The 20,670-nt window shown below is 68.1% G+C and carries 20 protein-coding genes; 14 read left to right on the plus strand and 6 right to left on the minus strand.

Going from position 1 to position 20,670, the window contains the following annotated elements; all coding sequences use genetic code 11:
- Positions 1-16: 16 nt before the first annotated feature.
- The 6 genes from ACFWUU_RS22380 (at position 17) to ACFWUU_RS22405 (ending at position 6,807) form a co-directional block, all read left to right on the plus strand.
- Positions 17-442 (plus strand): Fur family transcriptional regulator, encoded by a 426-nt coding sequence (locus ACFWUU_RS22380; RefSeq protein WP_134107921.1) that lies wholly within the window; start codon positions 17-19, stop codon positions 440-442.
- 38 nt (positions 443-480) lie between these two features.
- The gene (gene katG, locus ACFWUU_RS22385) at positions 481-2,709 is read left to right on the plus strand and encodes a catalase/peroxidase HPI (RefSeq protein WP_137258993.1); all 2,229 of its coding nucleotides are present in this window, start codon (positions 481-483) and stop codon (positions 2,707-2,709) included.
- A 97-nt stretch (positions 2,710-2,806) separates the two neighbouring features.
- Positions 2,807-3,319 carry a hypothetical protein gene (locus ACFWUU_RS22390; RefSeq protein WP_380177803.1) on the plus strand — a complete coding sequence of 171 codons (513 nt, stop codon included), beginning with the start codon at positions 2,807-2,809 and terminating at the stop codon, positions 3,317-3,319.
- Entirely contained in the window at positions 3,316-3,918 is a 603-nt protein-coding gene (locus tag ACFWUU_RS22395) for a hypothetical protein (RefSeq protein WP_380177805.1), read from the plus strand. Before ACFWUU_RS22390 ends, ACFWUU_RS22395 begins: the two co-directional genes overlap by 4 nt.
- A 75-nt stretch (positions 3,919-3,993) precedes the next feature.
- Complete coding sequence (locus tag ACFWUU_RS22400) at positions 3,994-5,430, plus strand: GuaB1 family IMP dehydrogenase-related protein (RefSeq protein WP_380177807.1); 1,437 nt, start codon at positions 3,994-3,996, stop codon at positions 5,428-5,430.
- Between the two features lie 393 nt (positions 5,431-5,823).
- The gene (locus ACFWUU_RS22405; protein WP_380177809.1) at positions 5,824-6,807 is read left to right on the plus strand and encodes a LuxR C-terminal-related transcriptional regulator; all 984 of its coding nucleotides are present in this window, start codon (positions 5,824-5,826) and stop codon (positions 6,805-6,807) included.
- On the opposite strand, the gene proS is transcribed toward ACFWUU_RS22405, so the two are convergent.
- Entirely contained in the window at positions 6,804-8,216 is a 1,413-nt protein-coding gene (proS, locus tag ACFWUU_RS22410) for a proline--tRNA ligase (protein WP_380177811.1), read from the minus strand. The two genes, ACFWUU_RS22405 and proS, sit on opposite strands and share 4 nt — an antisense overlap.
- Positions 8,217-8,372: 156 nt before the next feature.
- Here proS and ACFWUU_RS22415 point away from each other — a divergent pair, with 156 nt between their 5' ends.
- On the plus strand, positions 8,373-9,386 hold the full coding sequence (locus ACFWUU_RS22415) for a metallophosphoesterase (RefSeq protein WP_380177813.1): 1,014 nt from the start codon (positions 8,373-8,375) through the stop codon (positions 9,384-9,386).
- Positions 9,387-9,432: 46 nt separating this feature from the next.
- Here ACFWUU_RS22415 and ACFWUU_RS22420 read toward each other — a convergent pair whose 3' ends face one another.
- The 5 genes from ACFWUU_RS22420 to ACFWUU_RS22440 form a co-directional block, all read right to left on the minus strand.
- The gene (locus ACFWUU_RS22420) at positions 9,433-11,649 is read right to left on the minus strand and encodes an NADP-dependent isocitrate dehydrogenase (protein WP_380177815.1); all 2,217 of its coding nucleotides are present in this window, start codon (positions 11,647-11,649) and stop codon (positions 9,433-9,435) included.
- A gap of 86 nt (positions 11,650-11,735) precedes the next feature.
- The gene (locus tag ACFWUU_RS22425) at positions 11,736-12,398 is read right to left on the minus strand and encodes a pentapeptide repeat-containing protein (protein WP_380177817.1); all 663 of its coding nucleotides are present in this window, start codon (positions 12,396-12,398) and stop codon (positions 11,736-11,738) included.
- 31 nt (positions 12,399-12,429) lie between these two features.
- A complete protein-coding gene (locus ACFWUU_RS22430) occupies positions 12,430-13,254 on the minus strand; it encodes an ROK family protein (protein WP_380177819.1) in 825 nt (274 codons plus the stop codon).
- Positions 13,255-13,273: 19 nt separating this feature from the next.
- The gene (locus tag ACFWUU_RS22435; protein WP_380177821.1) at positions 13,274-14,044 is read right to left on the minus strand and encodes a hypothetical protein; all 771 of its coding nucleotides are present in this window, start codon (positions 14,042-14,044) and stop codon (positions 13,274-13,276) included.
- Between the two features lies 1 nt (position 14,045).
- Positions 14,046-14,570: a SigE family RNA polymerase sigma factor gene (locus ACFWUU_RS22440; RefSeq protein ID WP_380177822.1), complete on the minus strand. Its 525-nt coding sequence runs from the start codon at positions 14,568-14,570 to the stop codon at positions 14,046-14,048.
- A 146-nt stretch (positions 14,571-14,716) separates the two neighbouring features.
- On the opposite strand from ACFWUU_RS22440, the gene ACFWUU_RS22445 reads away from it, so the two are divergent.
- The 7 genes from ACFWUU_RS22445 (at position 14,717) to ACFWUU_RS22475 (ending at position 20,661) form a co-directional block, all read left to right on the plus strand.
- Complete coding sequence (locus ACFWUU_RS22445; RefSeq protein ID WP_380177824.1) at positions 14,717-15,250, plus strand: hypothetical protein; 534 nt, start codon at positions 14,717-14,719, stop codon at positions 15,248-15,250.
- A gap of 46 nt (positions 15,251-15,296) precedes the next feature.
- A complete protein-coding gene (locus ACFWUU_RS22450) occupies positions 15,297-15,989 on the plus strand; it encodes a YcnI family protein (RefSeq protein ID WP_137259005.1) in 693 nt (230 codons plus the stop codon).
- A 2-nt stretch (positions 15,990-15,991) separates the two neighbouring features.
- Entirely contained in the window at positions 15,992-16,498 is a 507-nt protein-coding gene (locus tag ACFWUU_RS22455) for a copper resistance protein CopC (protein ID WP_380177826.1), read from the plus strand.
- 248 nt (positions 16,499-16,746) lie between these two features.
- Positions 16,747-17,559 (plus strand): copper resistance D family protein, encoded by an 813-nt coding sequence (locus tag ACFWUU_RS22460; protein ID WP_380177828.1) that lies wholly within the window; start codon positions 16,747-16,749, stop codon positions 17,557-17,559.
- 42 nt (positions 17,560-17,601) lie between these two features.
- A complete protein-coding gene (locus ACFWUU_RS22465; RefSeq protein WP_380177829.1) occupies positions 17,602-18,084 on the plus strand; it encodes a MarR family winged helix-turn-helix transcriptional regulator in 483 nt (160 codons plus the stop codon).
- A gap of 102 nt (positions 18,085-18,186) precedes the next feature.
- Positions 18,187-19,722: an ABC transporter substrate-binding protein gene (locus tag ACFWUU_RS22470; protein ID WP_380177831.1), complete on the plus strand. Its 1,536-nt coding sequence runs from the start codon at positions 18,187-18,189 to the stop codon at positions 19,720-19,722.
- Entirely contained in the window at positions 19,723-20,661 is a 939-nt protein-coding gene (locus tag ACFWUU_RS22475) for an ABC transporter permease (RefSeq protein WP_380177833.1), read from the plus strand.
- Positions 20,662-20,670: the final 9 nt, after the last annotated feature.

Consider the following 20,670-nt stretch of genomic DNA (forward strand, 5'->3'; position numbering starts at 1 on the left):
CGGAAGACTGCGACGCGTGCCGACGGTGGATGAGCTCCAGGGGTTGTTGCGTGGGGTCTCGTTGCGGGTGACCCGGCCGCGGGTGGCGGTGCTGGCCGCGGTGTACGAGCATCCGCATGCGGACACGGACTCCATTATTGGTGCCGTGCGCAACGAATTGCCCCAGGCGTCGCACCAGGCGGTCTACGACTCGCTGCACACGTTGACGGCGGCGGGCCTGGTGCGGCGGATCCAGCCGTTGGGGTCGGTGGCGCGGTACGAGTCGCGCGTGGGTGACAACCACCACCACGCCGTCTGCCGGTCGTGCGGTGCCATCGCCGACGTCGACTGTGCGGTCGGGCACGCGCCCTGTCTGACCGCGTCCGAGGATCACGGGTTCGTCATCGACGAGGCCGAGGTCATCTATTGGGGCTTGTGCGCCGACTGCTCACGCCGTACCTGAATCTTCCATCGAAAAAGTCCAGTCCTGGAAGGAATCTGATGTCCGAGATCCATGAGCCACTGCCCGGTGAAGGCAGCGAGGAGAGCCGCGGCGAAGAGGATGCGCAGGCGTCCGGCGGTTGCCCCGTCGCCCACGGTCAGGGTGCACACCCGACCAGCGGGAACGCGAACCGCGGCTGGTGGCCGAACCAGCTGAACCTGAAGATCCTGGCCAAGAACCCCGCGGTCGCGAACCCGCTCGGCGAGGAGTTCGACTACGCCGCCGCGTTCCAGAGCCTCGACCTGGCCGCGGTGAAGGCCGATATCGCCGAGGTGCTGACCACCTCGCAGGACTGGTGGCCGGCCGACTTCGGGCACTACGGCCCGCTGATGATCCGGATGGCCTGGCACAGCGCCGGCACCTACCGGATCAGCGACGGCCGCGGTGGCGCCGGTGCGGGTCAGCAGCGGTTCGCGCCGCTGAACAGCTGGCCGGACAACGCCAACCTGGACAAGGCGCGCCGGCTGCTCTGGCCGGTGAAGAAGAAGTACGGCCAGAAGATCTCCTGGGCCGACCTGCTGATCCTGACCGGGAACGTCGCGCTCGAGACGATGGGCTTCAAGACCTTCGGGTACGCCGGTGGCCGCGCGGACGTGTGGGAGCCGGAGGACGACGTCTACTGGGGTCCCGAGACCACCTGGCTCGGCGACGAGCGCTACACCGGCGACCGTGAGCTGGAGAAGCCGCTCGGTGCGGTCCAGATGGGTCTGATCTACGTGAACCCGGAAGGCCCGAACGGCAACCCGGACCCGATCGCCTCGGCCCGCGACATCCGCGAGACCTTCGGCCGGATGGCGATGAACGACGAGGAGACCGTCGCGCTGATCGCCGGCGGCCACACCTTCGGCAAGACCCACGGTGCGGCCGACCCGGAGCAGTACGTCGGCGCCGAGCCGGAGGGTGCGCCGATGGACCACCAGGGTCTCGGCTGGCGCAACACGTACAACTCCGGCGCCGGTCCGGACGCGATCACCAGCGGCCTCGAGGTCACCTGGACGACGACGCCGGCCAAGTGGGGCAACGACTTCTTCACCATCCTGTTCGGCTACGAGTGGGAGCTGACGAAGAGCCCGGCCGGTGCGAACCAGTGGGTCGCGAAGGATGCCGAGGAGATCATTCCGAACGCGTTCGACCCGAACAAGAAGCAGAAGCCGACCATGCTGACGACGGACCTGGCGCTGCGGTTCGACCCGATCTACGAGCCGATCTCGCGCCGGTTCAAGGACAACCCGGACGAGTTCGCGGACGCGTTCGCGCGGGCCTGGTTCAAGCTGACCCACCGCGACATGGGTCCGGTCGTCCGGTACCTCGGCCCGGAGGTTCCGAGTGAGGTGCTGATCTGGCAGGACCCGCTGCCGGCCGTCGACCACGAGCTGATCAACGCCGACGACGTGACCGCGCTCAAGGCGGCGATCGCGGCCTCGGGGCTCTCGGTCTCGCAGCTCGTCTCGACCGCGTGGGCGTCGGCGTCGACGTTCCGTGGCAGTGACAAGCGTGGTGGCGCCAACGGTGCGCGCATCCGTCTGCAGCCGCAGGCCGGTTGGGAGATCAACAAGCCGGACGAGCTGGCGCAGGTACTGCGGACGCTCGAAGGCATCCAGCAGTCGTTCGGCAAGCCGGTCTCGCTGGCCGACGTGATCGTCCTCGCCGGCGGTGTCGGTGTGGAGGTCGCAGCGAAGAACGCTGGCTACGACGTCGTCGTACCGTTCACCCCGGGTCGTACGGACGCGTCGGCGGAGCAGACCGACTCCGACTCGTTCGCCGCACTCGAGCCGGTCGCGGACGGGTTCCGCAACTACTACGGCAAGGGCAACCGGCTCCCGGCGGAGTACCTGCTGCTGGACCGGGCGAACCTGCTCACGCTGAGCGCGCCGGAGCTGACTGTGCTGGTCGGCGGCCTGCGTGTCCTCGGTACGAACTACGACGGCTCGAAGGCCGGCGTACTGACCGACAACCCGGGCACGCTCACGAACGACTTCTTCGTGAACCTGCTCGACCTCGGCACCGAATGGCACGCCGCGGACGACAGCCAGGAGACGTTCGAGGGCTCGGTCGACGGCAAGGTCAAGTGGACCGGCACCCGCGCCGACCTCGTCTTCGGCTCGAACTCCGAGCTCCGCGCCGTCGCCGAGGTCTACGCCGCCGACGACGCGAAGGACAAGTTCGTCACGGACTTCGTCGCTGCGTGGCAGAAGGTCATGGAGCTGGACCGCTTCGACCTGCGGTGAAATAAGCGCAAACGGAACCGGCTCCCCCTGCCAGGGGAGCCGGTTTTGTGCTGTGGATAAGTCTGGGCAGGCCACTGCGGCGTCGTAGAGTCGGGGTGTGGCTACAGATGGTTCCGGGATTCGGTCGGTGGAGGACGTACGGCGTGATGTCGTGGGGGTGCTGACCCGGTTCCGGCGTGGGCGGACGATGCCGTTCAGTTTCGGCGACGCCGGGGTGCCGGAGGCGGTGCTGCTCACGTACGACCAGTTCGAGGATCTCGGCGGGGAGTCGAAGTTCGAGCGTCGTGCTGGTGTCGTTGCGGCGCAGACGGTGGCGGATGAGCTGGCGTCGATGGTCAGCGCGATCCGGGCCGGCTCGTTCGCGCCGGTGGTGTGGGGTGATGACGGCGCGCCGGAGGCCGTCATCATGTCGACCTCGCAGTACCGCCAGTTACGCGGCGACGACGAACCCCCGCCCGGCACGATCGACGATCCGACACATCGTGTCTATGCCACGGAACCGCTCCCGACCAGCCGCGCGATGACCCTCGACGAAATCGCGGAGATGATGGGCCCGGAGGCGGTGAAAGACCTTCAGGAACTCCGCCGTGCCGACGACGAGATCCCGTGAGCGGCGCGCAGCAGTACGAGGTCATTGTCAGCGACAAGTTCGCTGAGGACCTGAGACGGCTGGCGGCCGACGCACGCGCCGACCCGAGCAGGGTGTTTCTTCGGCAGCAGGTGATTGCTCAGATGAAGCAGTTGGCCGAGGGGGCCACGGACGGGCGCCATGCGCTCGGATACGAGTCCGGGAAAGGGGATCTGCGGGACTGTGTGACCGCTTATCTGCAGTCTGATCCGCAGGCGAAGGCTGATTATCGGTTGGTGTTTCGGGAGATGCCGGCGGTCGCGCCTGGGGAGTTGCCGCGGCGGGAGTTGTTGGCGGTCAAGCCGCGGCGCGGTGCTGGGAACATCTACGAGCACACGTGCGCACGGCTCAATCGGAATCTGCATGACCGTCAACCGGGTTTGAACGCCTTCGGTGATCGGATGCCCAGTCTCAAGCAGAACCAGGCCCAGCGGCAGGCTGAGCTCGATGCCAACCGCGCGATCGCCCACGCCTTCCCGGGACAGGTGCCTTTGGCAACATCGCGCCCGTTGGCGGCCTCGCAGTTCGGCAACCGGCGGGCGAACTCACCACCGCCCCAGGGCCAGGGTCTCGACCGATGAGTGCGGGTTCGCTTGTTCGGGGGTACCTGACGTGTCAGGCTAGGTGGGTTTTGTTCTCGGGCGAAGGGGTCTGCCATGCGGTTTCATCTCGAGCGGGAGTCGGTGGGGGACCTTACGTTCAGTGACGTGTTCCTGGTGCCTAATCGGTCTCGGGTCGCGTCGCGGTTGGATGTTGATCTGTCGACCGGGGACGGGAGCGGCGCCTCGATTCCGGTGATCGCTGCGAATATGACCGCGGTGTCGGGGCGGCGGATGGCGGAGACGATGGCTCGGGGTGGCGGGCTGGCGGTGATTCCGCAGGACATTCCGGTGGATGTGGTGGCCGACGTGGTTGCTTGGGTCAAGCAGCGGGACCCCGTGCACGACACCGCGCTGACGCTGCCGCCGACGGGGACCGTGGGTGAGGCGTTGAACCTGCTGCCGAAGCGGAATCACGGCGCGGTGGTCGTGGTCGATCACGGGCGGCCGGTCGGGGTAGTGACCGAGGCGGACTGTGCCGGCGTCGATCGGTTCACCCAGCTCGAAGGGATTATGTCCCGCGAATTGCTGACGCTGCCGCAGGGGACCGATCCGGAGGCGGCGTTCAATCAGCTGCACGACGGGCGGCATCGGCTCGCGCCGGTCGTGGATGCCAACGACCAGATTGTCGGCATCCTGACCCGGCAGCGCGCGCTCCGCGCCACCCTGTACGACCCGGCGCTGGACGCGAACGGCAAGCTCCGGATCGCCGCCGCGATCGGGATCAACGGGGACGCCGAGCAGAAGGCGAAGGCGTTGCTCGACGTCGGCATCGACGTACTCGTGATCGACACCGCGCACGGTCATCAGGAGCGGATGCTCGAGGTTGTCGAGCGGGTTCGCGCGCTGGGTCCGACGGTGCCGATCGTGGCCGGCAACGTGGTCACCGCCGAGGGCGTCACGGATCTCGTCAACGCCGGCGCGGACATCGTGAAGGTCGGTGTCGGGCCGGGCGCGATGTGTACGACGCGCATGCAGACGGCGGTCGGTCGTCCGCAGTTCTCCGCCGTACTCGAATGTGCGACGCGGGCCCGTGAGCTCGGCAAGCACGTCTGGGCGGACGGCGGCGTACGGTACCCGCGCGACGTCGCGCTCGCCCTGGCCGCCGGGGCGTCGAGCGTGATGATCGGCTCGTGGTTCGCCGGTACGTACGAGTCGCCCGGCGACCCGCACCGGGACAGCCAGGGGCGGATCTACAAGGAGAGCTTCGGGATGGCGTCCGCGCGGGCGGTGCGATCCCGGACCGCCGACGACACGCCGTTCCAGCGGGCCCGGAAGAGCATCTTCGAGGAGGGCATCTCGACCGCCCGGATGTACCTCGACCCGGAGCGCCCGAGCGTCGAGGACGTGCTGGACTCGATCGTCTCCGGCATCCGCAGCTCCTGCACGTACGTCGGTGCCGCGAACCTCGCCGAGTTCCACGAGCGCGCGGTGGTCGGCCTGCAGACGGCCGCCGGGTACGCCGAGGGCAAGCCGCTCGACACCAGCTGGTAGCTGTAATCGTATACAAACGGTCTCACCCGCGGGATGAGATTGAGGGCACAACAAGATCATGCGGCGGGCGATGGTCACAGTCGGCGTTCGGTGGCACCGTGTAGTCAGCGGGGGGAGGATGGGACACCGGAACAACCGTCGGGGGGTCGCCGATCTCGCAGGGGGCGTGGGATCGATCGACGCGGGGGCTCAACGTTTACAGGTGTCCCACTTCGTGGTCGCGGGTGGTGCAGGAGGGCTCGGCCGAGGCTTGGGAGGGCGACTCGGGAGCTCACACTCACCGCCCGCGACTGCAGTTTGTCCACAGATCGTCGCGCATCGCTTGGCAAGCCGCGGGTTACGGCGGCATAGTCAAGGGATCGATGCTGCCGTGGTGTGTGGGGAGCCGACGTTGTGGAGTCAGACAAGGTTGCCCCGCTGCGGGTTGACGCGGAGACCGCGATCATCCTGCGCGAGGCCTACCACAAGATCGAAGCGCTCTTCCGCTCCGACCACTACGGGCTGTACGACTACGTCCGGGTCGTAGCCGGGAAGGTCGCGCGCGTCGACGCGTTCTTCGTCGGGTTCCTGCAGGGCAGCAACCGGGTCCGCTACCCGTACGGGTACGACGTCGGCCACTACGTCAGCCCGGACACCCACAACTTCGGGCCGAACGGGCAGACCGCGTGGGTGGTGAAGCACCGGCAGACGTACCGGTTCGCCTACGACAACGGGTTCGCGCTGCATGCCGGTGTACCGGTGGGGGATCTGGGGCGACGGTCCGAGGACGCGGTGACCGTGCCGATCTTCCGGCCGGCCAAGGACGGGCCCGATCAGCTGTTCGGGATGCTGTCGATGCAGAGCTACGAGCCCAAGGCGTACGACGACAACGCGGTCCGGGCGTTCGAGTGGTTGTGTGCCGTCGTCGAGCGCGTACTGACCCGTGAAGGCGAGGACCGGGAGGCGTTGCGCCGGCTGCCCGCGGGCGACGTCGGGCCGAATCTGCTGACGTCCGACCACGTGATGGAGTACCTGACGCATCGGGTCGCGTCGATCCGGGAGATGGCGACCGAGGCGGAGAAGGAGCCCGATGTGAGCGCCGCCGTCCGGACGCATCTCGAGCGGATCATCGACGCGACCGAGCACATCCAGTCCGAGCTGATCGAGATGCTGATGGAGACCGACGAGGGGCCCGAGCGCCGGTTCACCAGCCTGACCAAGGCGCAGCAGGCGGTCGCCGTGCTGCTCGCCGATGGCCTCGACAACGACCAGTTGGCCGCAGAGCTCGGCGTCAGCCTCAACACCGTCAAGACGCACCTGAGCGCGATCCTCCGCAAGTACGGCTTGCGTAACCGCGCCCAGGTCAGCGACGACGTCCGGAAGTACCTCGCCCGCTAGTACGACCGCGCGACGTACGCGATCAGGTCGGGCTCGGTGTCGTCGAGCGGCAGGGTGCCGTCCGGGCGTTGGAGGCAACGGACAGTGACGCCTGACTCGGCCAGGCGGTCCTCGCCCTCTTCTCCGACGGCGTCGTACGGCAGGCTGGCCCAGCCGGCCGCGGCCACCTCCACTGCTTCGTCGACGGTCGACACCGCGGTGGTGCGTGCGGTGTGGCGAGCTGTCGCTTCCTGCAACAGATGCGCCTGGTCGGTGTCGATCGCGTAGACGACGGTCGACGTGAGGTCGGAGAGGTTGACGGCGGTCTTCGCAGAGTCGCGGAGGCGCCGTACGACGGTTGCCGCGCCCGCGGCCAGATCGCGCGGGCCGAGCTCGATGCGGATCGGGACGCCCTTGAGCTCCCAGTTGACTGCGCGGCGGCCGAACGGCTGGTCGGTGCGGTCGTCGACCGTCACGCGCAGCCCCGCGGACTCGAGGTCGTCGGCGATGCGGCGGGCGGCTTCGATCGTTTCGTCTCTTACCGCGAGTACGACGACCTGGATCGGCGCGACCGCGGGCGGGACGCGGAGGCCGGCGTCGTCGCCGTGCACCATGATCAGGCCGCCGACCATGCGGGTGGTGCTGCCCCAGGAGGTGGTCCAGGCGAGCTCGCGTTCACCGTTGCTCGACAGGTAGTTGATGTCGAAGGCGCGGGCGAAGTTCTGGCCGAGCTCGTGGGAGGTGCACATCTGCAGGGCTTTGCCGTCGCCGGTCATCGCTTCCAGCGTCATGGTGTTGATCGCGCCGGCGAAGCGTTCGCGCCGGGTCTTGCGGCCGGGGACGACGGGGATCGCGAGGACGTTGACCATGACGTCGCGATAGACGTCGTACAGGATCTTCGTGGCGTACGCGCGGGCGTCCTCGAAGGTGGCGTGGGCGGTATGGCCTTCCTGCCAGAGGAATTCGGTGGTGCGGAGGAAGAGACGCGGGCGCAGCTCCCAGCGGACTGCATTGGCCCATTGGTTGAGGAGGAGGGGCAGGTCGCGGTAGCTCTGGATCCACTTCGCCATGTACTCGCCGATGACGGTTTCCGAGGTCGGGCGGATGACGGCGGGTTCTTCGAGTTCCTTGCCGCCGGCATGCGTTACTACCGCGAGCTCGGGGCTGAAGCCTTCGACGTGCTCGGCCTCACGTTGGAGGTAGCTCTCGGGGATCAGGAGCGGGAAGTAGGCGTTTGCCGCACCGGTCGCCTTGATCCGGCGGTTCATTGCCTCCTGCAACAGTTCCCAGATCCCGTAGCCATACGGTCGTACGACCATGGTCCCCCGCACCGGCCCGTTGTCGGCGAGCTCGGCTTTGGCAATCACATCCTGGAACCATCGGGGGTAGTCCGCGGCCTGTGAGGCAAGCACGGAACGGGAAGCTGTCATGTCGGCCAGTGTAGGAAGACCCCACGATGGCTGCCACGCATTTGCTGACCGGGGCTATCAGCGGACTCTCAGTCGGTGAAGTTCATGCGGGAGTGCGCCGGTGTTCACCACCGGGCCGAAAAGTTGGCCCGTATCCCGCTCGGACTTGGAGGATTTGTGAGAGTACGTCGTGCGCCTGTGATCTCCGCGTGCCTTGCCCTGCTCGGGCTCGCGGTCGGTGTTCCGAACGCCGCCGCGGACCGCGGCCCGGATCCGTACACCTTCGCCGTGATCGGCGACATCCCCTACGGTGCAGCGCAGATCACCCGCTTCCCGAAGGTGATCGACCAGATCAACGCCGACCGGCAGGTCAAGCTGGTCACCCATCTCGGCGACATCAAGGACGGCTCGTCGGTCTGCAGCGACGAGTACTTCGCCCAGGTGAAGACGCAGTTCGACCGGTTCACCGACCCGCTGGTGTACACCGTCGGGGACAACGAGTGGACCGACTGCCACCGCGCGAACAACGGCGGCTACAACCCGCTGGAGCGGCTGGCGAAGGTCCGGCAGGTGTTCTTCCCGCAGCCCGGCCGGACGCTCGGCCGGCACCCGGTGAAGGTCGAGAGCCAGGTCGCCCAGGGCATCCCGGAGGACGTCCGGTTCAGCCGCGACGACGTGGCGTTCGCGGCGTTGCACATCGTTGGCAGCAACAACAGTCTGGCGCCGTGGACGGGCAACACCACGGCCACGCCGGAGCAGACCGCCGAGGTGCTGAACCGTATGTCGGCCGTCATGCAGAGCATCCACGACACCTTCGCGCAGGCGCGTGCCGACCGGGACAAGGCCGTCGTACTGCTGACGCAGGCCGACATGTTCGACCCGACCGTCGCGAACCCGTCGTTCGCGGACTACTACGCGTTCCAGCCGATCGTGCAGGAGATCGCCCGGGAGTCGGCGAACTTCCGCGGCCCGGTGTACCTGTTCAACGGCGACAGCCACGTCTACAACAGCGACAAGCCCCTCTCGGCGAGCTCGTCCTGGACCAAGTTCTACGGCGTGACGACGCCGGCCGAGAACCTGTCCCGGGTCACCGTCGACGGCTCGACCGGGGTGAACAACTACCTGCGGGTGACGATCGACCCGCGCAAGCCGGCCGTACTGAGCTGGACCCGCGTGCCGTTCACGTCCTGAAACGCAAGAAGGCGCCCGGATCACCGGGCGCCTTCTGACCCATCGATCAGATCGACGCCAGGGCGTCGTTCCAGGTCTTGGACGGGCGCATGACGGCAGCCGCCTTCGCCGGGTCGGGCTGGTAGTAGCCGCCGAGGTCGACCGGGCTGCCCTGGACAGCCAGGAGCTCGTCGACGATGGTCTGCTCGTTCGCAGCCAGCGCCTCCGCCAGCGGCGCGAACGCCTTGGCCAGCTCGGCGTCGTCGGTCTGCTTGGCCAGTTCCTGGGCCCAGTAGAGGGACAGGTAGAAGTGGCTGCCGCGGTTGTCGATGCCGCCGACGCGGCGGGTCGGGGACTTGTCCTCGTTCAGGAACGTCGCGGTCGCGCGGTCCAGCGTGTCGGCGAGGACCTGGGCGCGGGCGTTGCCGGTCGCCTGGGCCAGGTGCTCGAAGCTGGCGGCCAGGGCGAAGAACTCGCCGAGGCTGTCCCAGCGCAGGTAGTTCTCCTTGACCAGCTGCTGTACGTGCTTCGGCGCCGAACCGCCGGCACCGGTCTCGAACAGTCCGCCGCCCGCCATCAGCGGGACGATCGACAGCATCTTCGCGCTCGTGCCGAGTTCGAGGATCGGGAACAGGTCGGTCAGGTAGTCACGCAGTACGTTGCCCGTCACCGAGATCGTGTTCTCGCCGCGGCGGATCCGCTCGAGGGAGAACTTGATCGCGTCCACCGGCGCGAGGATCCGGATGTCCAGGCCCTCGGTGTCGTGCTCGAACAGGTACGTCTGCACCTTCGCGATGATCTGGGCGTCGTGCGCGCGGGTCTCGTCCAGCCAGAACACCGCCGGGTCGCCGGTCGCGCGGGCCCGGTTGACGGCCAGCTTGACCCAGTCCTGGATCGGGGCGTCCTTGGTCTGGCAGGCGCGGAAGATGTCGCCGGCCGAGACCGCCTGCTCGAGGACGACCTCGCCGGCCTGGTTCACCAGCCGGACGCTGCCGGTGGTCTGGATCTCGAACGTCTTGTCGTGCGAGCCGTACTCCTCGGCCTTCTGCGCCATCAGGCCGACGTTCGGCACCGAGCCCATCGTGGCCGGGTCGAACGCACCGTTCGCGCGGCAGTCGTCGAGGACCGCCTGGTAGATGCCGGAGTAGCTGTGGTCCGGCAGGACCGCGAGCGTGTCGTGCTCCTCGCCGTCCGGACCCCACATGTGCCCCGACGTACGGATCATGGCCGGCATCGACGCGTCGACGATCACGTCCGACGGGACGTGCAGGTTGGTGATGCCTTTGTCGGAGTCGACCATCGCGAGCTTCGGGCCGGCCGCGAGCTCGGCGTCGAAGGAGGCCTTGATCTCGGCGCCCTCGGGCAGCGTCGCGATGCCGTGCAGGATGCCGCCGAGGCCGTCGTTCGGCGTCAGACCGGCCTTCGCGAGGACGTCGCCGTACTGCGCGAACGTCTCCGGGAAGAAGGCGCGGACGACGTGGCCGAAGATGATCGGGTCGGAGACCTTCATCATCGTGGCCTTCAGGTGGACCGAGAACAGGACGTCGTCGGCCTTCGCCCGGGCGACCTGTGCGGTCAGGAACTCGCGCAGCGCGGCCACGTGCAGGACCGACGCGTCGACGACCTCACCGGCCAGCACCGGGATCGACTCGCGCAGCACGGTGGTGGTGCCGTCGTCGCCGACCAGCTCGATCCGCAGTACGTCGTCGCCCTCGAGCACGGCCGACTTCTCGGTCGAGCGGAAGTCGTCGGTGTCCATCGTCGCGACGTTGGTCTTGGAGTCGGCACTCCAGGCGCCCATCCGGTGCGGGTGGGTCTTGGCGTAGTTCTTCACCGAGGCGGGCGCGCGGCGGTCCGAGTTGCCCTCGCGCAGCACCGGGTTCACCGCGGAGCCCTTGACCTTGTCGTAGCGGGCCTGGATCTCCCGCTCCTCGTCGGTCTTCGGCTCGTCCGGGTACTCCGGCAGCGCGTAGCCCTGGGACTGCAGCTCGGCGACCGCGGCCTTCAGCTGCGGGATCGAGGCCGAGACGTTCGGCAGCTTGATGATGTTCGCCTCGGGCGTCTTGGCCAGCTCACCGAGCTCGGTCAGCGCGTCCGCGATCCGCTGGTCGTCCTCCAGGTACTCCGGGAAGAGGGCCAGGATGCGGCCTGCCAGTGAGATGTCCCGGGTCTCCACCCCGACACCGGCCTGGCCGGCGTACGCCTGGACGACAGGGAGGAACGAGTACGTGGCGAGCGCCGGAGCCTCGTCGGTGTGGGTGTAGATGATCGTCGAGTCAGTCACAGCCCCACCCTAATGGGCCTTCCGGCCGGACCGTCCCCGGCGTGGGCAGGCTCACGCCCCGTGCAGGGCTCGCCTGCGGAGATCAGTCAGTCGAGCTCGTCGGGGTGGGCAAGTGTGATACCGCTCGCCGCCGTCACCGCGCTGGTGAACGCCAACGTGTCGATCGGGGAGGCCGCCGCGACCGTCGCACCGGCCAGCGAGGCCAGGCCTTTCGCGCCCTCCCAGGTGCAGTCCACGAAAACCGCCTTGGTGGCCTTGACCTGGGAGAACTCCACGCCGGACAGGTCGCAGCCGCGGAACACCGCCCCGGTCAGGTCCGCGGAGACGAAGTCGGCGTTCTGCAGCCGGCAGTCGGACAGCTCGACCTTCTGGAACCGCGAGAACCGGAACGACGCGAAGTCGAGTACGCTGTCGCGGATCGTCACGTGCTGGAGGCTGGCTCCGGGGCCGGCGAACCCGATCATCCGGGACGCAGTAATCGCGACCCGGGTCAGCGCCGCATCGGACCAGCGGGCGTTCGCGATATCGCACTGGGCCAGCTCGGTGTCGACCAGGATCAGCTTCTCCAGATCCGAACCGGCCAGCTTGCAGCGGGTCAGCCGGCTGCCGCTGATCTCGACGTGCTCGGCCTCGAGATCGCTCAGATCCACGTCCTCCAGGGCGAGATCGAGCAGCCGTTCCTCGTCGTCCAGGTCGGTCGGCTCGGCTGCGTCGAGGTTGGAACGGAGGCGAGGTGCGGCGATCTTCACGTCTGCGACCGTAGCCGGGATCGCCGACAGTTCATCGCGAGCGGAGGTAGTGGGCTGCGGCGCCGATCAAGGCGGAATGCTCGGTGTCATGCGTCGCGGAGACCGGGAAGTCGAGCGACGACGCGACCAGGTCGAAGGCTCCTGAGATCGAGCCGCCCAGGACTGTGTGGGTTACCCCGAAGCGTTCGAGCCAGGGTTTCAGAGCGTCGGCCAGGTGAGTGAAGGCGGTGACCAGGACTTCGTGCGCGGTCGTGTCGCCGGCGCGGGCCAGGTCGGCGATCTCCTTCACGCCCGGGACCGTCTTCGGGTACGCGCGGAGAATCGCGCGCGCCGAGATCGAGTCCTCCAGCGGCTTCCCGGCGTACGACGTCTTGTAGAGCTCGCCACCCGGCGGGACCGTGTCGCCCTCGCGGACCACGCGGCCGTCGGCGAGGAACGCCGTACCGATGCCGGTGCCGATCGTGACGCCGAGGCAGCGTTCGACGCCGCGGACCTCGCCCGCCGTCCACTCACCGACCGTGAACGCCTCCGCGTCGTTCATGAACAGGAGCCGGTCGATCCCGAGCTCGGCGCTCAACGCGGCGCCGAGGTTGAATCCGTACAGCTGGTCGAACTTGCCCTGACCGCGGTACCAGGCGACCCCCGTGCCGAAGTCGAACGGACCGGGCAGCGCGATCGCCAGACCGTTTGCCAGCGGCAACTTCCGGGCCGCTTCCGCGAGCTGCCCGACCACCACGTCCGGCGGCTCCTGGGACGCGAGCTTGGCCCGGTCCACCTCGGTCACGGCCCACGTCGCCGGCGTCACCACGGCCGCCGTGACGTGGCTTCCCCCGATCTCCAGCACAGCTACATCCATCCGGACATCATCGCAAAGCTCAGTACCGCTCCTTGAACACCTGCTTCCCGGCCTCGTCGTACATGGTGATGTAGATCGGGTCGGTGTTCCCCTTCAGGATGGTGTCGGTGTAGACGCGGTGGACCCAGTAGCCGTCCTTGATCGTGGCGTCCGCGTGCTGCCCGAGGCCCGAGAACGCGATCCGGGTGACTCCCTCCGGCACCCGGCCCGCGTAGCTGTACCGAACCCCCATGCACAGGGTCTTCCGGTCCGCCCGATCGACCGGGACATCGCCGCACGCCATGGTCCAGTAACGCTGGATCTGGTACGGGCGGGTGACGATGCCGACGTTGAGCAGGGTCGCCCCGAACCCGCCCAGCGGCCGGCCGTTGATCGGTACGCCGGCCACGCAGTACGCGTACTGCGATCCGTCCGGCGACCGTCGTACCGTCATCGCGCCGTCCGGGTCGGTCACCTCGACCACTTTGTCCGTCCAAGTGCTGACCACCTGCCGGCGCCACGCGTCGTCGTTCGCGGTCCGGAAGAAGTCGTCGGACTTGGCGCACAGGTCGGTGATCATCGTCGGCTGGGTGGCGGTGGTCGCCGGCTGCGGCTTGGCGTTGCCGAGTTGGCCGATGAGCAGTCCGGCGATGACGGCGGTCGCCGCCGCAACAGCTGTCCCGGCCGAGATCACCACGCGACGGACCCGGGTGCGGTGCCGTCCGGCGGCGAGCAGATCTGCCACGTCCGGAGTGAACGTCGCGGGACGGTCGGCGGCCTGGTCGAGCAGAGTCTTCAGTTCGGTTGTCATCTCAACCCCTCACAGCCAGGTCGGAAAGCTCGGCGAGGGCTGGATGCGTGCGCAGTTTCTCCAGCGCGCGCAGGGTCTGGCTCTTCACCGTCCCGGGGCGGCAGTCGAGGGCAGCGGCGGTCTCGTCGACGGAAAGCTCGTCGAAGTACCGCAGTACGACGCAGGCGCGCTGCCGGGGTGGCAGTTCGGCGAGGGCCTTGGTGATCACGAGGCGGTTCTCGAGTACGGCGAGCGGGTCGGCGCTGTCGGTCTCGTTGGCGAAGTAGTCGTCACCACCGACGACCTCCTGGCTGGACTTGCGCCGCAGCGCGTCGAGGGTGGTCGAGACGACAACCTTCCGTGCGTACGCCGCGACCGCGCCCTTACGCTGGATCCGGCCCCAGACGCGGTACAGCCGGATCAGAGCCTCCTGGGTCGCGTCCTCGGCCCGACGCCAGTCACCGCACAGCAGGTAAGCGGTTCGGCACAGAGAGTTAGCTTGATGCGTGACGAACTCGATGTAGTCCTGCTCGGTCTCCGGTCTCACCCGCGGCTCTCCCCAGTCATGCCGGGTCAAACGTGGTGGGCTCACCAACTGGTTGCACCGATCCGGCAGATTTTTCCCGCTCCCCTGAGGCTAAGGGAACAAGGGCCCGGTCCTGTCCGTAGAGTGACTGGAGCGAGGGGAATGACATGCCGACCGAGAGCAGGACGACGTCCGTGGTCGCGGCGCTGAGCGTCGCGGTGGCGGTGGTCGGTCACGTGCTCGTGGGCGGTGGCGGAGTCCCGCTCGGCGTCGTACCTCCGCTGGCTGCGCTGGCCGGCGCGTGCTGGTTGCTGGGGGAGTACCTCGCCGGGGAGCGGTTGCTGACGGCGCTCGTGCTGGCCGCGGTCCAGTTGTTCGTCCACGTGACGCTGGATTCGGCGAGTATGCACGACGGTATGGCGATGTCGCCGGGTATCGGCGGCAGCTTGATGATGAGCGCCACGCACCTCTCGATCCTGCTGGCCGGTGTGCTCGCGGTCAGCCAGGCCCAGCGTTGGGTCTCGCGCGTCGTACGCATCCTCGCGCGGTTCCTGCCGCGGCTCCCGGTGCTGTATCCGGTGCCTGGGCGCACCCGCCGGTTCGTCGTGGTGTCCTCGCCGGTGCCGCTCGCCGCGTCCTGGCTCGAGTCGAACGTTTCCCGCCGCGGACCTCCCGGCGTACGAGTGATCGCTGCTGTCTGAACCGGTCCACGGGCCGGATTACTCGTATGCCTTGAAAGGTTCTCTCATGCCCAAGAGATTCGTCCTGCGCGCCGGCGCGATCGTCGCGGCGTCCGCGCTGGTCGTGATCGGCGCCGCGGGATCGGCGTCCGCGCACGTCACGGTGTCCTCGCCGGACGCCAAGCCCGGTGGGTACGCGAAGCTGGTCTTCCGCGTTCCGACCGAGTCCGACAACACCAGCACCACCAAGCTGGTGGTGTCGCTGCCCACCGATCACCCGTTCGCGTCGGTCGGTGCGCAGGTGAAGGATGGCTGGAAGGTGGAGAAGAAGGAGGAGAAGTTGCCGGCGGAGGTCAAGGTCGGCGATGTCACGCTGACCAAGGCGATCACCACGGTCACCTGGACGGCGACCGCTGGTGGGATTCCGCCGAACGACTTCGATGAGTTCGCGTTGTCGGTCGGGAGGATGCCGGAGGGGGTGGATTCGTTGAGCTTCCCTGCTGTGCAGACGTACAGCGACGGTGAGGTGGTGAAGTGGGCCGACGTCGCCAAGGACGGTGCGGACGAGCCTGAGCACCCGGCGCCGACGTTGAAGCTGACGGCCGCTATTACGCCGGTCGCCGCGACCACGTCGGAGGGTACGTCGGACACACTGGCGCGCTGGCTGGGCGGTGCTGGTCTGTTGGTCGGGTTGCTCGGATTGGCCTTCGGGCTGCGGCCGCGTCGTACTGCTGTGGCTGCTCCCGGAGAGAAGCAGTAGCCGTGCGTCGACTGATCGCGATTCTGGTGGCGTCGCTGTTCACGCTGGTGGTTTCCACCGGCGTGGCGGCGGCGCACGCCAAGCTCGAGTCGATGACGCCGACCGACGGTTCGTCGATGGCCGCGCCGCCGACGAAGGTGATCCTGACGTTCAACGAGCCGGTCGGGTCGAACGGGACGCAGGTGCAGGTCAAATCGCCCAGCGGCACGAACGTCGCGAACGGCGACGCCCAGGTGGTCGACAACACCGTCACCCAGCCGGTCGGCGCGATGATCGAGGCGGGGAAGTACACCGTCGAGGCCCGCGTGGTCTCGGCCGACGGCCACCCGATCACCATCACCGGCGCCTTCACCGTCACCCACGCCGGCCACCCCGCCACCCAACCTGCGGGCACCCCGACAACCACCCAGGGCAACGGCAACACCGTCACCATCGTCGCCATGTGCTTAGTGATGCTCGTAGTCGTAGCCCTCGCCATCGTCATCGTCCGCCGCCGCCCCGCCGCCTGATGAACACCCACCCCTCACCCGAGGACCCAGCACAGCCTGTGGGTCCGGCCCCCGCCCAACTCCCTCGATCGGGAGCGCGGAGCGCGTGGGTCGTACTCGGGATGGTTGCTGTTGGCATCTTTGTGATGGTGGCGGCTCTGTACGCGGGGGGTGGGGCGCCGCAGCGGGCGGTGGATGGGTTGTTGGGGGCTGGGCTGGGGGTTTCGTGGGCGGTTCCGGTGTTGCGGGTTGTCGCGGATGGGGCGGCTATGGCGACCGGCGGGGCCCTGCTGGCGGTGTTGCTATTTCTGCCCGCGGACGGTGGAAAGCTTGGTAATAAGGCGATCCGGGCCTGTCAGGACGCGGCGTTGGCGGCCGGGATCTGGGCGGTGGCGAGTATCGGCGGGCTGATCGCGACCGCCACGGTGATCCTCGGCATCCCGCTCTCGCATCTCGCCGAGCATGCCGAGCCGGCCGGTCAACTCACGCAAGTCCGAGCGCTCGCAGCAGCCGTCGTATTCACCGCCGTGCTCGCCGTCGTCTTGAGCGGTGTGAAGACGATGCGCGGCGCACGTCTCGCCGCAGTACTCACGATCGCCGCCCTGACCGGCCCGCTCCTCACCGGTCACGGCGCACTGGATCGCACCAGCGCCTGGTCCGTCCTCGCGACGACTTCCCTCGTCGTACACGTCGTCGCCGCGACCGCATGGGTCGGCGGACTAGCCGCCGTACTGCGGTATTCCCGCTCGCGCCAAGCCGTCGAGATCTTCAGCACCCTAGCCCTGGTCTGCGCCGTCACGATGGGCATCACCGGCCTGCTGACAGCCGAAATCCACCTCGGCGGCCGCCAAGAAGGATGGGGCTTGATCACGCAATGGGTGACGACCGGGTACGGCGCTCTCGTGCTAGGCAAGACCCTCGCGTTCGCCACGCTCGTCATCATCGGGCAGCTGCATCGGCAGAGCACGCTGCCCCAGTTGGAGGCAGGTGATCCGGTCGCGTTCCGCCGGCTCGCCGTACTCGAGCTGCTCGTGATGGCCGGCACCATCGGTCTCGCGGTTGCCTTGTCGCGCACGCCGTAGCGGACTCGATGACATGTCAACAGATGTCCGTACAATGTCGTCATGGGTGAACCGCAATGGCTCGACAAGCGTGAGGCGCGGCTCTGGGAGTCGTACCGGGACACGCACCGCGAGCTGATGCGCGCGCTCGAGGCGCGGATGATCAGCAATTCGGGCCTGTCCGGCGCCGACTACGCCCTGCTCCACCCGCTGTCGGAGGCCGAGGACGGCGTACTGCGCACCCGCGACCTCGGCCGCTCGGTCGGATGGGAACGCAGTCGCCTGTCCCACCAGGTCAGCCGGATGGAGAAACGCGGCCTGGTCTGCCGCGAGGAATGCGCCGCCGACGCCCGCGGCTCGATGGTCCGCCTCACCGAACTCGGCCGCACAGCGATCGACGCCGCCGCCCCCGACCACGTCGACGCGGTCCGCGCCTACTTCTTCAACCGCCTGACCCCGGCCGAGCAGGCCCAACTCACCACCCTCCTCGACCGAATAGCCGCCGACCTCCCAGAAACCTGCCCGACCCCGGACTGCGACGACTAGGACACGCCGTCACGGAGAGCGATTGGGGATGGCCCTCGGAAGAATGAGGGCGTCTCGTTCAGATGCGCGCTGGATTTGACAATCGTTTTCACTAACGTGAGGATGTGGCGCGTGTCCGAGGCGTTCAGCAGGCGTGGGTTTCTGGGGATGGCCGGCGCCGCCGGGGTGGCTGCGGCGGTTGGCTGCGGGGCGGACGGTGAGGCGGCGGCGCAGCCCAAGCAGGGTGGGCGGTTGCGCGCTGTGTACGCCGGTGGTGGGGCGAAGGAAGTGCTGGACCCGCACGTGCAGAGCCTGTTCGTGGACATCGCGCGACACAAGGCGATCTACGAGAAGCTGGTCGAGCTCGGGCCTGACCTGAAGCCGGTGCCGCGGCTCGCGTCGAAGTGGGAGCACGACGGGACGGCGACGACCTGGCGGTTCAGCCTGCGGGATGCGAGCTTCCACGACGGCGCGAAGCTGGTCGCGGAGGACGTGCTGTTCAGCCTCGCGCGGATCGCCGACCCCGCCGTACCCGAGCGGGTTGCGCAGTCGTCGCTCGCGACGCTGGATTTCAAGCGCAGCAAGGCCCTTGGCCCGTCGACGGTCGAGCTGGTGCTGACGGCCCCGAACGCCGAGTTCCCGGCCCTGCTCGCCGGCATCGGCACGCAGATCGTGCGTGATGGGTTCAAGGATCCGACCAAGCCTCTTGGCACCGGCGCGTTCCGGTTCGCGTCGTTCGAGGCGGGGCGGTCGATGGTTGCTTCGCGGTACGACGATTACTGGGACGAGCCCGCCCGGATCGAGGAGCTGCACATCCTGTCCGCCGAGTCCGAGGCGCGGGCGAACGCAGTACAGGGCGGCCAGGCGGAGTACGCGAACGACATGACGGCGACGTTCGCGCGGACGGCCGGAAAGGCGGTGCGGGTCGTCGCGGCGAAGGCCAGCACGATGCAGGCGTTCGTGATGAAGGTCGATCAGCCGCCGTTCGACAACCTGGACGTGCGGCTCGCGTTCAAGCTCCTCGCGGATCGGCAGCGGCTGGTGGACGTCGTACTCGCGGGGCGCGGTGAGGTCGGGAATGACCTTTTCGGTAAGGGATATCAGTACTATCCGGCCGATCTGCCGGCTCGTGAGCGGGACGTCGATCGGGCGAAGGCGTTGCTGACGAAGGCCGGGCTGGTGGGGAAGGAAGTCGAGATCTTCACTGCGGATGCGTCGGCTGGGTTCGTCGAGGCGGCGACGTTGTTCGCGGAGCAGGTCGCGGAGGCGGGGGTGCGGTTGAAGGTGACGACCGGGAGCCCGCAGACGTACGCCAAGGATCTGTTGACGAAGGGTGCTATCGGCAACCATCGGTCCGGCGCGATGCCGATCCCGCAGTACTTCACCGATCGGTTGCTGTCGCATTCGCCGTTCAATGTGACGCATTGGCGGCGGCCGGCGTTCGACGCGGAGTTCGCGGCGGCGCGGGCGGTGACTTCGGAGGAGGAGCGGTCGTCGAGGTACGGCGTACTGCAGAAGACGTTGCGCGACGAGGGCGGGATTCTCGCGTGGGGTCTGCCGGACTATCTCGTCGCGGTGTCGGCCAAGGTGCAGGGTGTGCAGGCGGCGCCACCGAACACGTTGGACCAGGGGCGGTTCGACAAGGTGTGGCTGGCCTGAATGCGGTCGTACGCCGCTCAGCGGGCGCTGCTCGCGGTCGTGCAGCTGGCCGTGCTCTCGGTGCTGGTGTTCGTGCTGACGTCGTTGCTGCCGGGGGATGCGGCGGAGCTGCGGTTCACCGAGACGCTGACGCCGGAGCAGGTTGCGCGGCTGCGGGGTGAGCTCGGGCTGGATCAGCCGGCGCCGGATCGCTTCGTGCACTGGTTGGGGAATGTGCTGACGGGCGACCTCGGTACGTCGCTGATCAGCGGGGGACCGGTGGTCGACATCGTGCGGTCCTCGATCGGCGCGACGCTGGTGCTGACGGTGGCGACGCTTGCGGTCGTCGTACCGCTGGCTGTTGCCCTGGGCATCGTGATGGGGACGCGGGAGAACGGTCGGCTCGATCGCGCGATCACCTCGGTGACGCTGGCATTGTCGGCGATCCCGGACTTCGTGATCGCGGTCGTGCTGGTCGCGGTCTTCTCTTTGAGACTCGGCTGGCTGCCGGCGACGTGGGTCGGCGGGGATCTGCTCGCCTCTCCCGCGCTGCTGGTTCTCCCCGTGGCAGTCCTGTTCGGTCGGACCGTATGTCTCCTGTCACGCCAGGTGCGAGCCGGCACGATCAATGCTCTCCATGCCGAGTACGTCGTCCAGGCACGCCGACTCGGGGTTCCGCGGCGGCAGCTCCTGCTCCGTCACGTGCTCCCGAACGCCGCCGTACCAGGCGTCCAAGAGCTGGCCCGCACCGGTGACACGCTTCTCGGTGGGGTGCTCGTCGTCGAAGCCATCTTCGCGATCCCGGGCTTCGCCACCGCGCTGGTCGACGGCGTGGAGACCCGCGACATCCCCACGGTCCAAGGCCTGACCCTCGTCCTGGCAGTTGCAGCCCTCCTCATCAACCTGACCGCAGACCTCGCCTGCAACCGGCTGGTCCCACGAACGGCCCTGCTCCGATGAACCGCCGGG

This window comes from Kribbella sp. NPDC058693 (assembly GCF_042715335.1).
GTDB lineage: Bacteria > Actinomycetota > Actinomycetes > Propionibacteriales > Kribbellaceae > Kribbella > Kribbella jiaozuonensis.

Coding starts and splice junctions, on each gene's coding strand:
- katG (WP_137258993.1), top strand. CDS start 481: ATGTCCGAGATCCATGAGCCACTGCCCGGTGAAGGCAGCGAGGAGAGC.
- ACFWUU_RS22400 (WP_380177807.1), top strand. CDS start 3,994: ATGCGGTTTCATCTCGAGCGGGAGTCGGTGGGGGACCTTACGTTCAGT.
- proS (WP_380177811.1), bottom strand. CDS start 8,216: ATGACAGCTTCCCGTTCCGTGCTTGCCTCACAGGCCGCGGACTACCCC.
- ACFWUU_RS22430 (WP_380177819.1), bottom strand. CDS start 13,254: ATGGATGTAGCTGTGCTGGAGATCGGGGGAAGCCACGTCACGGCGGCC.
- ACFWUU_RS22435 (WP_380177821.1), bottom strand. CDS start 14,044: ATGACAACCGAACTGAAGACTCTGCTCGACCAGGCCGCCGACCGTCCC.
- ACFWUU_RS22445 (WP_380177824.1), top strand. CDS start 14,717: ATGCCGACCGAGAGCAGGACGACGTCCGTGGTCGCGGCGCTGAGCGTC.
- ACFWUU_RS22450 (WP_137259005.1), top strand. CDS start 15,297: ATGCCCAAGAGATTCGTCCTGCGCGCCGGCGCGATCGTCGCGGCGTCC.
- ACFWUU_RS22460 (WP_380177828.1), top strand. CDS start 16,747: ATGGCGACCGGCGGGGCCCTGCTGGCGGTGTTGCTATTTCTGCCCGCG.
- ACFWUU_RS22465 (WP_380177829.1), top strand. CDS start 17,602: ATGGGTGAACCGCAATGGCTCGACAAGCGTGAGGCGCGGCTCTGGGAG.
- ACFWUU_RS22470 (WP_380177831.1), top strand. CDS start 18,187: ATGTGGCGCGTGTCCGAGGCGTTCAGCAGGCGTGGGTTTCTGGGGATG.
- ACFWUU_RS22475 (WP_380177833.1), top strand. CDS start 19,723: ATGCGGTCGTACGCCGCTCAGCGGGCGCTGCTCGCGGTCGTGCAGCTG.